Origin of the sequence: Methylopila henanensis (assembly GCF_042681025.1) — a bacterium.
GTDB lineage: Bacteria > Pseudomonadota > Alphaproteobacteria > Rhizobiales > Methylopilaceae > Methylopila > Methylopila henanensis.
The window spans coordinates 383890-396879 of the sequence record NZ_JBHUER010000004.1 but is presented as its reverse complement, the minus strand read 5'-3'; the positions used below and the strand labels follow the sequence as shown (position 1 = coordinate 396879).

Sequence of the window (12990 nt, the reverse complement as noted above, 5' to 3'; positions counted from 1 at the left end):
CGCTTTCGGTCCTAGTTCATACGGATCGCGACCGAGCGCGCATGGCCGTGCAGGCCTTCGGCCTCCCCGAGCCGCATGGCCGCCTCGCCCAGCGCCCGGAGCTGTTCCGGGCCGCAGCGCAGGATCGACGTCCGCTTCAGGAAATCAAGCACTCCGAGACCGGAGGCGAAGCGCGCGGTGCGCGCGGTCGGCAGCACATGGTTGGAGCCGCCGACATAGTCGCCGATCGCCTCGGGGGTGTGCGGCCCGAGGAAGATCGCGCCGGCGTGGCGCACCCGCTCGCTGAGGCCGTCGGCGTCCTCGGCGATGATCTCGAGATGCTCGGCCGCGATGCGGTCGGCGAGCGCGGGCGCGTCCGCGATGTCGTCGACGACGATGATCGCGCCGAAGTCGCGCCAGCTCGCGCTCGCGATCTCGCGCCGGGGCAAAACAGCGAGCTGGCGCTCGACCGCGGCCTCGACCGCGTCGCCGAGGCTCGCGTCGCTGGTGATCAGCAGGGACTGCGCCGCGACGTCATGCTCGGCCTGGGCCAGCAGGTCGGCCGCGATCCAGTCGGGATTGCCGGTGTGGTCGGCGATCACCAGCACCTCGGACGGTCCCGCGATCATGTCGATGCCGACGGTCCCGAACACCCGCCGCTTGGCCGCGGCGACGAAGGCGTTGCCGGGGCCGACGATCTTCGCGACCGGGCGGACCGTGGCGGTGCCGTAGGCGAGCGCGCCGATCGCCTGCGCGCCGCCGATGCGGAACACCTCGTCGACGCCCGCGAGCTTCGCCGCGGCGAGCACCAGCGGCGACAGCTTCCCGTCCGGCGAAGGCACCACCATGGCGACGCGGCCGACGCCCGCGACCTTGGCGGGGGCGGCGTTCATCAGCACCGAGGACGGATAGGCCGCGGTGCCGCCGGGAACATAGAGGCCGACGCTGTCGACCGCGGTCCAACGATGCCCGAGCTGCACGCCGATCGGGTCGTGATAGGTCTCGTTCGCCGGCATCTGGCGGCGGTGATGCGCCTCGATTCGGTCGCGCGCGAAGGCGAGCGCCTTCAGCGTCTCGGGATCGCAGGCGCCTTCGGCGGCGTCGATCTCCTCCGCCGTGACGCGGATGCCGGTCTTTTCGAGGTCGATCCGGTCGAAGCGCCGGGAATGGTCCACGAGCGCCGCGTCGCCGCGGACGCGGACGTCCTCGAGAATGGCGGCGACGGCGGCGTCGACGTCTTCCGCCACCTCGCGCTTCGCCGCGAGCAGCGCGTCGAAGCGTTCGGCGAAGTCGGCGTCGCGCGTGGAAAGTCGGATCGCCATGGCGTCAGGCCCCGGTGTCGTGGGCGGGCTCGGCCGAGGCCGCCCAGACCGGGCCGAGATCGGCGGCCTGGGCTTCGACGCACTCGACGTCGAGCTGGAGGCTCGCGCCGCCCGAGAAAACGAACTCGATCACCCCCGACGGCTCGTCCGACGCCGTGAAGCCGATCGCAAGCAGGTTCAGCACCGCGTCCGGCTGCGAACGGTCGACGCCGCGCGCGCGCACGGCGGTGACGCGGTCGAAATGCGCGGCGGTCCGCCGGCGGCGCACCTCGCCGGGCGCGCGCCGGTCGACGCGGTTGCCGACGAAGGCCAGCCGCCGCTCGCGCGGCAGATAGACGATGTCGCCGACCTTGAGCACGAAGTCCTGCAGATGCGCCGACAGCACGGCGAGATCCTCGTCGTCGAGGGCGAGGAGCTTGAGCGGAGCGTCGGCGTCGGGGTCTGTCATGGCTCTTGCGGCGTCACGGCGGGCTGATGCGCACAGGTAGCGGCCGGCGGCCGCTACGGCAACCGGCCGCGCGAGGCCCCGTTCGCCGCCGTCAGCCCGAGACGCGCTCGATCGAGGCGCCGCAGCGGGAGAGCTTGGCCTCCAGCCGCTCGAACCCGCGGTCGAGATGGTAGACGCGGTTGACCATCGTTTCGCCTTCCGCGACCAGGCCCGCGATCACCAGCGAGACCGACGCGCGCAGGTCAGTCGCCATCACCGGCGCGCCCTTCAGCCGGTCGACGCCCTCGATCACGGCGGTGTCGCCGTCGAGCTGGATGCGGGCGCCGAGACGCGCCAGCTCCTGCACGTGCATGAAGCGGTTCTCGAAGATCGTCTCGGTGATGGTCGAGGAGCCCCGGGCGCGCGCCGTCAGCGCCATGAGCTGGGCCTGCAGGTCGGTCGGGAAGCCGGGATAGGGCGCGGTCGTCACGTTGACCGGGCCGATCCCGTGGCCGTTGCGGGCGACGCGCACGCCGTCGTTGAGCTGGGTGATCTCGGCGCCGGCCTCGACCAGCACGTCGAAGGCGGCGTCGAGCAGGTCGCGCCGCGCGCCCTCCAGCACCACGTCGCCGCCGGCCATGGCGACGGCGATGGCGTAGGTGCCGGTCTCGATCCGGTCCGGCAGCACGCTGTGCCGCGCGCCGTGCAAGCGCTCGACGCCTGAGACCACGATGGTGGAGGTTCCCGCGCCCTCGATCTTCGCCCCCATCTTGATGAGGCAGTCGGCGAGATCGACGATCTCGGGCTCGCGGGCGGCGTTCTCGATCACGGTCTCGCCGCGCGCGAGCGCCGCCGCCATCAGGATGGTGTGGGTGGCGCCGACCGAGACCTTCGGGAACGTGACCCGCCCGCCACGGAGCCCGCCGGGGGCCTTCGCGATGACGTAGCCGCGGTCGATCTCGAGCTCGACCCCGAGCGCCTTCAGTCCGGTAAGGAAGAAATCGACCGGCCGCGTGCCGATGGCGCAGCCGCCCGGCAGCGACACCGTGGCCTCGCCCATGCGCGCCAGCAGCGGGCCGATGACCCAGAAGCTCGCCCGCATCTTGGACACGAGATCATAGGGAGCGGTGGTGTCGACGATCTCGCGCGCGGTGAGGCGCACGGTCTCGCCGAGGAACTCGTCCTGGCCGGCGCGCTTGCCCTCCACCGTCACCTCGACGCCGTGGTTGCCGAGGATGCGCTTCAGCAGCGCGACGTCGGCGAGACGCGGGACGTTGTCGAGGATCAGGGTCTCGTCCGTTAGGAGGCTCGCGATCATCAGCGGCAGCGCCGCGTTCTTCGCGCCCGAGATCGGTATGCGGCCGACGAGCGGGGGACCGCCCGTGATGCGGATGCGGTCCATCGGACCTCCTCGACAGTCTGGACGCGGACGCGGAAACGGGGGACGGCCGCGCGAAAGCGTGGGTCTAGCGCAAGCGCCGCGCCCGCACAAACGGCGGCGCCGGCGCGGTCAGCCGCCGTCTCCGCCGCCCTCCTCCCGCGACGCCGCCGCCTCCTTGCGGCCGCGCGCCTGCGCCTTGCGCTTCTTGAGATTCGCGCGCAGCGCCGCGGCCGCGCGCTCGCGCCGCTCGGCCTCGCGGCGTTCGGCGTCGGGTCCGCGGCCGGGCGCGGCGGGCGGCTTGGGCGAATCGGAGCTCATCAGAGCCCAAGATTACAGCAGATCGGCGCGCGGCGGCGGGCCTCGCCGCCGGACGCCTCCCGCGAGCCCCGTGCAAGCGCCTTCGCGCGGCATGGTTGCCGGCGGGTGAACGGCCGTGCTCCGCGTCTTCGGCGCCCGCGCGCGCCGCCCCAAGAACGCCAGAGATTCCGATGGTGAAGAAAGCTCGAATTTACGTCTCGTTTGAATTTCATTTAACTTGGATTTACGTCGACTTTTAATCGCATCGTATAGGTCTGCACCCAGACTGCTCTTCGAACCGGGGGATCGCTCCCCCACCAAGTATTCGACCGCCGGCGGCGCAAGAACCGGGCGGACGGAAGGACGAAGGATCAGGTCCGATGGCGCGTTACGAGATGTCTTCGATCGACTGTGGCGCGATGGGCGCGGCGGCGACCGGCACGGTGCTGTTCCAGCTCGGGCTGATGTACGCCGTCGGCCGTTCCGTCCCGGTCGACCGGGTGGCGGCGCACAAGTGGTTCAATCTCGCCGCCCGCGAGGGCGTCGCCGAGGCCGCCCGGCTGCGCAAGGAGCTGGCGCTCGAGATGGCGGCGGACGAGATCGCGGAGGCGCAGCGCGCCGCCCGCCGCTGGCTCGGCCTCGCCTGACGCGGCCGCCCCGCCCTTCACAGCGGCCCGGCTCGCACTCGGACAAGGCCGAAGCCCCGCCCGTTGCCCGTCCCAAGGCGCTCGACGGACGCTCCAACGAACGCCGCTCGCGGCCGCCGTGGCGCGCCGGCGCGGACGCCGCCCGGCGCCATGAACGCCCCCTGCCCTGCGAGGCGCTTCCCACGCCGCTCGCGGCCGTTGACCCCGGCCCGCGCTTCGCGTACCCCTCGCTGCGCCGGAGACGTGGCCGAGAGGCTGAAGGCACTCGTTTGCTAAATGAGCAGACCTGGAAACGGGTCTCGAGGGTTCGAATCCCTCCGTCTCCGCCACCTTATTTTATTAAATAAAATCAATACGTTATCCGAAGGGTCGCAACGATTTTGGAAGTAGGAGTTGGGAGCCGCCCTTGGGAGTTGCGCCCTTACATGCTCCGCTTCTGTTCCTATCCTGCCGCCTATGCGGTTGACGGCCTTCCCTAGGGCGATCTGTCGAGTCGCCTGCACGCAATGCAAGCGGGCTGGTTCCTACAGGCTTGCGTTGAGGCGCGTGAGCTCTGCGACGCCGCGGAGGTAGACGTCGTAGCGCTCGGCGCTGCGAAGACGGACGTGGATTACGCCTTCCCCCTGCATGAGGGTCGCGCCATCGAACTCCAGGCCCTCGCAGGTGACGAGCTCCACGCCGGCAACCCGGAATGCTGCTGGCCGGCTGCTGCTTCGACCTTCGTTCGGAGGGGCGGCTGCGCGAGCGGGTCCACTTGAATCGGGCCTCGCTCCCGCGACCTGCGGACGGGCGAGCAAGCACGCCGCCCAGCGCCCTTACCCCCCCAACTAGATCGCCCGCCCCCCACAGCTCCGCCGTCCTAGCTTTCCTGATACGCGAGTGATATATCAGTCCTCGGCCACGTGGCCGGCGGCCGAGCGCCTGAGGAGGAGGAGAGCATGGAACTCGCCCAGACAACCATGTCCGAACGGCAGCGCGCCTACCGGGCGAATTACCGACAGCGCGTGGCGGGCTGGTACAATGGCCTGCTGCACATCGCGATCATCTACGTGATCGGCTTCACGGCGCTCTACATCTACCTGTCGAACCTCGAAGCTCCGACGTGGGCGGAGCTTGCGACCGTTCCGGTCACCTTCCTGTTCTGCAATTTCGTCGAGTGGTGGATCCACCGCTACGTCATGCACCGGCCGTCAAAGAATCCGGTGGCGCGCGCGGTCTACAATCGCCACACGCTACAGCATCATCAGTTCTTCACCGAGAAGGAGATGCGGTTCGCCGACCACCGCGACTACCGCGTCACATTCTTTCCGCCCTACGCGCTCGCGGCCTTCACGCTGATGTCGATCCCCGGCGCCATCCTGCTCGGCTGGCTGTTCTCCGCCAATGTCGGCTGGCTGTTCATCACCACCACGACCTCGATCTACATGATCTACGAGTTCATGCATTTCTGCTGCCACGTCGACGACAACTGGTTCGTGAGAAACATGCCGTTCATCAACACCAATCGTCGGCACCACACCGCCCATCACGACCAGTCGATCATGATGGAGCGCAACATGAACCTGACCTTTCCGATCATGGACTGGCTGTTCGGCACCTCCGATCTCAACCGAGGCCTGATCGGGACGCTGTTCAACGGCTACTCGACCAAGCACGTGAAGACGGACATGCGGAAGACCGCGCGGACGCCGCGGGCTCCGGGAACCGCCAAGCCAGACGCTTACGCCCAGCCCGCCGAATGAGGTCGACCGGCGCGACGGTCGCGCCGGTCCGCCGTAGCGAGGACGTGGAGCACAATGGATACGATCGAACCGAACATCTTTGCGCTGGCATGGTTTGCGCTGTTCGCGAGCGTCGCGGGGCTGGGCTTCTATGTGCTGGCCGGGGCGTTTCCGCTGTCCACCCGCGACGATCTCAAGGTCCATCCGGCCGGCGTCCCGCTCGCGATCGTCAACGCGGCGGCGTTCGTCACGCTCGCCGTTGGAAGCGGGATCTACGCGGCGGCCGAGCTTCGCTGGACCAGCATCGTGATCGTGGCGGGGCTCGCGCTGCTGTTCGCGCCGGGGATCTTCAACCTCTGGCCGGCGCGCTGGCGCGACGGCGCGGCGGGACTTGCGATTCTGCTCGCTGGCACGGTCCTCGCGATTGCGGCCTTGCACATCGTCGGCGGCGTCTACTCCGCCTGACAGCCCACAAGAATGAGGGAGAGGACGATGCCGTTTCCGGTGAAGATGGGGCTTACGATCGTGGTGCTGCTCGCCGCTGCCGCGGGCTGGTTCTACATGGGGCACCTCGGAAAGACCGGGCCTCAGCTTGCCCTGATGTTCCTGGGCCCGTTTACGGGCGTGAGCTTGTGGATCTTCCCCGAGGTCATGCGGTCCAAGGCCGACAACACGCCGAGAGGCCGGGACGCGGCGGGGCGCGCGCGATGAAGACCTATATCGGCGACCGCACCATCGACGGCATCCTGGTGACCGTGGACGGCGAACCGCTCCAGCCGCGCGACGACCTCAAGGACTACGCCGGCGCCGACTTCGAATGGAGCTACGAGGGGCCGGCCCCGCGGCAGCTCGCCTTCGCGATCCTGACGGATCATTTCGGCGACTGGAAACGGGCCGAGGCCCTGACGGAGCGTTTCATGCGGGACGTTGTGGCGAACTTCCAGAACGAGTGGGAGATGTCGACCGCCGACATCGACGGAGTCGTGTCGACCTACGACGCCGCGGCCGCCTAGCCGCCTCTGTCGCGCGCCGCCGGTTCCGCCGAAGAGGCTCGTCCTCCTATCGGCGAGCCGCCGCCGCCGCGAAACGAGTCGGCGTTCATTCGCCTCATGCGACGGTTCCTCCCGAAAGCAGCCGACATGATCGAAGCCTCGTCTTCAGAAAAGCGCGAGAAGCGCACAGTGACGCAGATCCGCGCTTCCAAGACCACCCGCGAGAAGATGGTCTACATGTCGGTGCCGGACTACACCTCCGCGAAATGGGCCGAGATGGCGGGCGTCGACGTCGCGGTGGTTGGCGACAGCCTGGCGATGATCGCCCATGGCCACGCCAACACCGTGCCCGCCACGATGGACATGATGGTGATGCACGCGCAGGCGATCCGCCGCGGGGCGCCCGATACGTTCACGCTCGGCTGCATGCCCTACCAGAGCTACAACACGATCGACCGGGCGCTCGTAAACGCCACGCGCTTCATGCAGGACGCGCTCACCGACGCCGTGAAGCCGCAGGGCGGCAAAAGCCAGGCGCAGATCCTGAAGGCGCTGGTGGATGCGGGAATCCCGACCGCATCCCATATCGGCCTGACGCCGCACACGGTCGCGACCTTCGGCGGCTTCAAGATCCAGGGGAAGACCGCGGACGCGGCCTTCAAGATCCTCGAGGACGCGCTCGCGATCGAAGACGCCGGCTGCTTCATGCTGGAGTTCGAGGCGGTGCCGGCGCCGATCGCCAAGCTCATCTCCGAGCAGTTGACGATCCCGACGATCGGCATTGGGGCCGGGGTCGGCACGGACGGCCAGATCCTGCTCTGCCACGATCTGCTCGGGGTCTTCACCGACTTCAAGCCCAAATTTACCAAGCGCTACGCAAGGCTCACCGAGATCGCGGTGGCGGGGATCAAAGAGTATGTGCGCGAGGTCAAGACCGGCGCGTTTCCCGACGACGACCATTCGTACGGGATCAACGAGGCGGAATACGAGAAGTTCTCCGCCATGGTCGAGAACCGCCGGCAGGTCTGAGGCGGCCCTTCTGGCCAAGCTCCGATCCGAGACCAGGCGACGTCACACGTCGAGCGTCTTCCTGGCGAAGCTCTCGATGTAGTCCATCAACCGGTCGGATCCCGCGGCTGCGGCCGCGCCGTCGCGCGCCGCGATCGCCTCGGCGACCTCGGCGTGCAGCCGCGCAGAAAGCCCGAGGTCGCCGACTTCCTTATAGTGCTGGTACCAGAAGCGCCGCGACAGGGCGGTCATGTTGGAGATCGCGCGCGCCGCGAACTCGTTGCGGGCCGTCGCCGAGACCAGGTCGTTAAACTCGCGGTCGAGCCGCATGAAGGCGAGGTCGTCGGCGGCCGCGGCGGCGGAGCGCATGCCCTGCGCGATCGCCGCGAAACGCGCCCTCTCGCCGGCGTCCGACCGTTCGGCCGAAAGCCGCGCCAGCAAGGATTCGAGCACCCGCCTCGTCTCCAGCAGGCGCAGCTGCGACTTCAGGTTCACCTCCGAAACCAGAATGCCGCGGCGGGGAGCGACGATCACCAACCCGTCGCGGGCGAGCCGCTGAAGGGCCTCGCGGATCGGGGTCCTGCCGAAGCCGAGTCTTTGCGCGAGCGCCATCTCGCTCAGGAAGACGCCGGGCGGAAGCTGCAGGGTGCTGATGAGCTCTTCCAAGATCACATAGGCCCGGTCGGTCAGCGTCCCGCCGTCCACAGGCTGCGCGGGCGCGGGGCGCTCTGCGGCGGGACGCTCGACCGCCGGACGCGTGGCAGCTGGACGCTTGGCCGCCGGACGCGATCGCACCTTCGTCACGCTCATGGCTTCCCGGCTTCCTCGCGACGGTTTGTTCGTCCGTGACGGTTGGCTTAGCACGCCGCCAACAGCTCCAAAAGAGAAGCGCGGCAGACTGGAAGACTACTAATATATCAGTTGCATCTCTGATCTTTCGGAAATAGCGTCCGGGGGTAAGAGGCCCAAAGGGCCCGAGGCTTTAAGCCACGCAACCGGGGAGGATGCGGCCATGACGGATATCTCGCTGCCAGCGGGAGGCGCCGCCGCGCCTGCCGGAGCGTCGTCGGCCACGACGGCAAGCGACGTGATGATCGCGGCGCGGCTCGACCGCCTGCCGATGACCGGCTACCAGAAGATGATCTTCGCGATCATCGCGACCGCCTGGTTCTTCGATTCGATCGACCTCGGCTCGCTGACCTTCCTGCTCGGTTCGATCAAGGCCGAATTCAACCTCTCGACCGCGCAGGCCGGCTTCCTGTCGTCGATGAGCTTCCTCGGCATGTTCCTCGGCGCCGCGGTCTCCGGAATGGCGGCCGACCGCATCGGCCGCAAGCTCGTGTTCCAGATCTCGATGATCTTCTGGGGCGCCGGCAGCCTGTGGTGCTATTTCGCGCCCGATCCCACGACGCTCGGCTACGCCCGTCTGCTGCTCGGTTTCGGCATGGGCATGGAATTCCCCGTCGCCCTTGCGATCGTGTCGGAATTCGTTCCGACGGCGAAGCGCGGCCGCTACCTCGCGATCCTCGAGGGGTTCTGGCCGATCGGCTTCATCGCGGCGGGCCTGCTCAGCTGGTTCTTCCTCACGCATTTCACCTGGCGCGAGATGTTCCTGTGCCAGGCGGTCCCGGCGCTGTTCCTGTTCGTCGTGCGCTTCTTCGTGCCGGAGAGCCCGCGTTGGCTGGCCGACCGGGGCCGCGTGGACGAGGCCGAGAGGGTCATGTCGCACATCGAGCGCAAGGTGGCGGCGCGTCTGCCGGCCGGGGCCAGCCTCGGCGAGCCGAAGCCGGTCGCGGCCATAACGCGCGGTCAGCGCCGGTTCTCGTTCATGGAGCTCTGGACGGGCGAATACGCCAGCCGCACCGTGATGATCTGGCTGGTCTGGTTCTTCGCGCTGCTCGGCTTCTACGGTCTCACCACTTGGCTCGGCGCGCTGCTGCAGGCGCAGGGGTTCACCAACACCAAGTCGACCGAATACGTCGTGCTGATCGCGCTGGCGGGCATTCCGGGCTTCATCACCGCGGCCTGGCTGGTCGACGCCTGGGGGCGCAAGGGCACGTGCGCGCTCATGCTGATCGGCTCTGCGGTCGCGGCCTTCGCCTATGGCAACGCGCCGTCATTCGCTATGTTGATCGTGTTCGGCCTCATCATGCAGTTCTTCCTGTTCGGCATGTGGTCGACGCTTTACGCCTACACCCCGGAACTCTACCCGACGCGCGCGCGAGCGACCGGCGCGGGGTGCGCCTCGGCGGTGGGCCGCATCGGCTCGCTGATTGGACCATCGGTCATCGGGGTGGTCTTGCCGACGCTTGGCTCGGCCGGCGTGTTTGCGCTCGGGGCCGGCTCCTTCGTGATCGCCGCGATCGCGGTGTTGACGCTCGGCGTCGAGACCAAGGGAAAGTCGCTCGAGGAAATCTCCGGCTGACTGGTCCTGGGCGCCCGGCGTCGTCGGGCGCGGCATGTGCAGGGACAGCGCCGTCCGACGCAGCGAAACGATCCCCGCACGGACCGACGAGAGGCGGCGATGACCGCAGGCATCGCCGCGCTGGCGCAGCGTACCATGCCTCCTATCGGTCATGACCCTCAAGCGCGTCGATCGGACGTTGCGACGGACGTGCTGAAGGTCCCGGCGACGGCGCTCGTAATGAGTCGTTCGCGTCGCCTTCGGCTCAGGGCCTCAGGTGGCTATCACAACGCCCGCAAGCCGCGACGTTGGTCGAGGTGGCTTGTGGCGCGAGAGCCCCGACCCGCAGATCTCGACATAGAACCGCAACGCGCCCCGCATTAAATTAGAATAAGTATAATTTCAGTATTTCACCCCTCAGAATGGGTACGATGCGTCCATCTCGTGTGGCAGCCCGGAAACGATCTCAAAATTTTCGGCAATCAATCCAACAAAAGATTTGAGGATTCTTGAGAAATACGCTCCTCCTCCCGAGGGACGGATCGCAGGCCGATCCGACGCGCTCGGGGAAACTGGAATGACATCGTGGTTTAAGCGTCGGCGATCTATCAATCTATGGTTGGGCGCTTCGCTGGCGGCGCTGTGCGTGGCGGCCGAGAGGCAGGACGCGCTGGCGCAAGACGCAACCGAGCTCCAGGAAATCCATGTCGAGGGCCGCGGCGGCGGGGTCGAAACGGCTGAGGGCCCTGTCGACGGCTACGTCGCCTCGCGCAGCGCGACCGGCTCCAAGACCGACACCCCGCTGGTCGAGACGCCGCAGTCGATCTCGATCGTGACCCGCGACGAGTTCGAGGACCGCGGCGCGACCACGCTGCAGGAGGTGCTCGCCTACACGCCGGGCGTGGCCTCTTTCTCAGGCGGGCGGTCGCTCTATCTCGACGAATTCGACATTCGCGGCTTCTCCTCCGAGAACGGCAATCTCGGCCAGCTCCGCGACGGCATGAAACTGCAGGCCAACGTCTATGACGGCTCGCAGGAGGTCTACGGCCTCGAGCGCGTGGAGGTACTGAAGGGACCGGCGTCGATCCTTTACGGCCAGCTCGCGCCGGGCGGCGTAATCAACTCGATCTCCAAGCGGCCGACCTTCACGCCGCAGGGCGAGATCAACCTCACAGGCGGCAGCTTCGACACCAAGCAGTTTTCGGGCGACGTGTCCGGCCCGATCGGCGGCGAGGGCAGCGACTGGGCCTTCCGCCTCACCGGCCTCGTGCGCGACGCGAACACCTGGATCGACCACGTTCCTGACGATAAGCGCTACATCGCGCCGGCGCTGACCTGGAAGCCGAGCGATGACACGTCGCTGACGGTGCTGGCGTATTACCAGGAGATCCGTACCCGCTTCGTCGCGCCGCTCGACGCCGTCAGCACGCTGTTCCCTAACGCCGCCGGCAACAAAATCGATCGCGACTTCTTCATCGGCAACACGGATTTCGACAGGTACAATATCAACTCCGGCGCCATTGGGTATATTTTTGATCACGCCTTCAACGAGAACATCTCGTTTAGTTCTCGCGCACGGTATTTTGAGGCCAAGTCCGATTGGGACTATCTGACGTCCCGCGGGTTTATAGAAGCTGCGAATCCGAACCGTCTATACCGCGGACGCAGCGAGCGAAAAGAACATTCCAAGGTTTGGACGACCGACAATCATTTGCAGTTTAATTTTAAAACTGGTCCGGTTGAGCATACGGCGGTTGCTGGCGTGGATTATGCCCGGCAGGATTATGACACCAGCCGCTTCCGGGACAATTTCGGCGGATGGATTGACGTCGAAACCGGCGAAGAGCAGGGACCTGAGAACGGGGCATACGCTTTCAAGCGTGGCTTCGACCGGAGCATCGATCAGGTGGGAATCTACCTACAGGAGCAGATGAAGATCGCCGAAAAACTTGTGGTGGTCGGCGGCGTCCGGCACGACTGGGCCAAGACCCGGCTCGATTATGACGACCCGCTCGTCTTCGGCGAGTACCCGACGCAGAAGGACGACAAGACGACCTTCCGTTTCGGGGCGGTCTATCTCGCGCCTTATGGCTTCGCGCCCTACGTGTCCTATAGCGAGTCCTTCGCGCCGGCGGTCGCAAGCGAGCGCACCAGTCCGGACCCGCTGAAGCCGACCACCGGCGAGCAGTACGAAGGCGGCGTCAGGTGGACTTCGCCGGATAACAAGACGTTGCTCACGGCGTCGATCTATCGGATCGAGCAGGAAAATGTGGTGACGGGCCCCGTTGGAGCACTGCGCCAGTCGGGCTTGATCCGTTCCAAGGGCTTCGAGTTCGAGGGTAAGTCGGAGATCGACGCGCTGCGCCTCTCTGCAGCCTATTCCTACACTAATGCAAAGACTATCAAGGACGAAGATCCGACTTTCGTTGGTGAGCAACTGGCTACCGTGCCGAAGCACCAAGCGTCGCTTTGGGCGCTTTACGACTTCACCTCGATCGGTGGTCGAGGTCTCGAGGTTGGCGCTGGCGTGCGCTACTTCGGAAAGACCAACCTGCCCGGCGTAAGCAAGAAAATATCCGAATATGTTACCATAGATGCCGTTGCAAAACTTGATCTTGGAAAAATAAGTCAGTCGATGACCGGCTTCTACGCTCAGGTTAACGCGCAAAACCTTCTCAACAAGAAGACGCTGTCCTGCGCCCTTGCCGCCCAAGGCTGCGACTACGGCGCCCCTCGCACCGTACTTGCCACCGTGTCCTACAAGTGGTGAACGCGGGCCGCCGCAGGGCGCTCGCCTTTCTTGCGGCGGGCG

Annotated in this window: 13 protein-coding genes and 1 tRNA gene; 9 read left to right on the top strand and 5 right to left on the bottom strand. The window is 66.8% G+C overall.

The features are described 5' to 3' along the window. Positions 1–11: 11 nt before the first annotated feature. The 4 genes from hisD to ACFSCV_RS08150 form a co-directional block, all read right to left on the bottom strand. Positions 12–1301, bottom strand: coding sequence for a histidinol dehydrogenase (gene hisD / locus ACFSCV_RS08165; protein ID WP_378798751.1), 1290 nt, complete (start codon positions 1299–1301; stop codon positions 12–14). A gap of 4 nt (positions 1302–1305) precedes the next feature. Then, positions 1306–1749: a DUF2948 family protein gene (locus tag ACFSCV_RS08160; RefSeq protein ID WP_378798749.1), complete on the bottom strand. Its 444-nt coding sequence runs from the start codon at positions 1747–1749 to the stop codon at positions 1306–1308. 91 nt (positions 1750–1840) lie between these two features. Beyond that, positions 1841–3130 (bottom strand): UDP-N-acetylglucosamine 1-carboxyvinyltransferase, encoded by a 1290-nt coding sequence (gene murA / locus ACFSCV_RS08155; RefSeq protein WP_378798747.1) that lies wholly within the window; start codon positions 3128–3130, stop codon positions 1841–1843. Positions 3131–3238: 108 nt separating this feature from the next. After that, positions 3239–3427 carry a hypothetical protein gene (locus tag ACFSCV_RS08150; protein WP_378798745.1) on the bottom strand — a complete coding sequence of 63 codons (189 nt, stop codon included), beginning with the start codon at positions 3425–3427 and terminating at the stop codon, positions 3239–3241. 359 nt (positions 3428–3786) lie between these two features. Here ACFSCV_RS08150 and ACFSCV_RS08145 point away from each other — a divergent pair, with 359 nt between their 5' ends. From ACFSCV_RS08145 to panB, 7 genes are all read left to right on the top strand, one after another. After that, positions 3787–4053, top strand: coding sequence for an SEL1-like repeat protein (locus tag ACFSCV_RS08145; RefSeq protein WP_378798743.1), 267 nt, complete (start codon positions 3787–3789; stop codon positions 4051–4053). A 237-nt stretch (positions 4054–4290) separates the two neighbouring features. Further along, positions 4291–4382: transfer RNA gene (locus tag ACFSCV_RS08140), tRNA-Ser, on the top strand. 609 nt (positions 4383–4991) lie between these two features. After that, positions 4992–5795, top strand: coding sequence for a sterol desaturase family protein (locus ACFSCV_RS08135; protein WP_378798742.1), 804 nt, complete (start codon positions 4992–4994; stop codon positions 5793–5795). 54 nt (positions 5796–5849) lie between these two features. Further along, on the top strand, positions 5850–6239 hold the full coding sequence (locus ACFSCV_RS08130; RefSeq protein ID WP_378798740.1) for a hypothetical protein: 390 nt from the start codon (positions 5850–5852) through the stop codon (positions 6237–6239). Between the two features lie 27 nt (positions 6240–6266). Then, positions 6267–6485 carry a hypothetical protein gene (locus ACFSCV_RS08125; RefSeq protein WP_378798738.1) on the top strand — a complete coding sequence of 73 codons (219 nt, stop codon included), beginning with the start codon at positions 6267–6269 and terminating at the stop codon, positions 6483–6485. Further along, the gene (locus tag ACFSCV_RS08120; protein ID WP_378798736.1) at positions 6482–6787 is read left to right on the top strand and encodes a DUF6166 domain-containing protein; all 306 of its coding nucleotides are present in this window, start codon (positions 6482–6484) and stop codon (positions 6785–6787) included. The genes ACFSCV_RS08125 and ACFSCV_RS08120 overlap by 4 nt, the downstream gene beginning before the upstream one ends. Positions 6788–6955: 168 nt before the next feature. Next, the gene (gene panB / locus ACFSCV_RS08115) at positions 6956–7795 is read left to right on the top strand and encodes a 3-methyl-2-oxobutanoate hydroxymethyltransferase (protein ID WP_378798734.1); all 840 of its coding nucleotides are present in this window, start codon (positions 6956–6958) and stop codon (positions 7793–7795) included. Between the two features lie 42 nt (positions 7796–7837). Here panB and ACFSCV_RS08110 read toward each other — a convergent pair whose 3' ends face one another. Beyond that, the gene (locus tag ACFSCV_RS08110; RefSeq protein ID WP_378798732.1) at positions 7838–8584 is read right to left on the bottom strand and encodes a GntR family transcriptional regulator; all 747 of its coding nucleotides are present in this window, start codon (positions 8582–8584) and stop codon (positions 7838–7840) included. Between the two features lie 202 nt (positions 8585–8786). On the opposite strand from ACFSCV_RS08110, the gene ACFSCV_RS08105 reads away from it, so the two are divergent. Both ACFSCV_RS08105 and ACFSCV_RS08100 read left to right on the top strand, forming a co-directional pair. Continuing rightward, positions 8787–10199: an MFS transporter gene (locus ACFSCV_RS08105; protein WP_378798730.1), complete on the top strand. Its 1413-nt coding sequence runs from the start codon at positions 8787–8789 to the stop codon at positions 10197–10199. A gap of 556 nt (positions 10200–10755) precedes the next feature. Next, positions 10756–12948 carry a TonB-dependent siderophore receptor gene (locus tag ACFSCV_RS08100; RefSeq protein WP_378798728.1) on the top strand — a complete coding sequence of 731 codons (2193 nt, stop codon included), beginning with the start codon at positions 10756–10758 and terminating at the stop codon, positions 12946–12948. Positions 12949–12990: the final 42 nt, after the last annotated feature.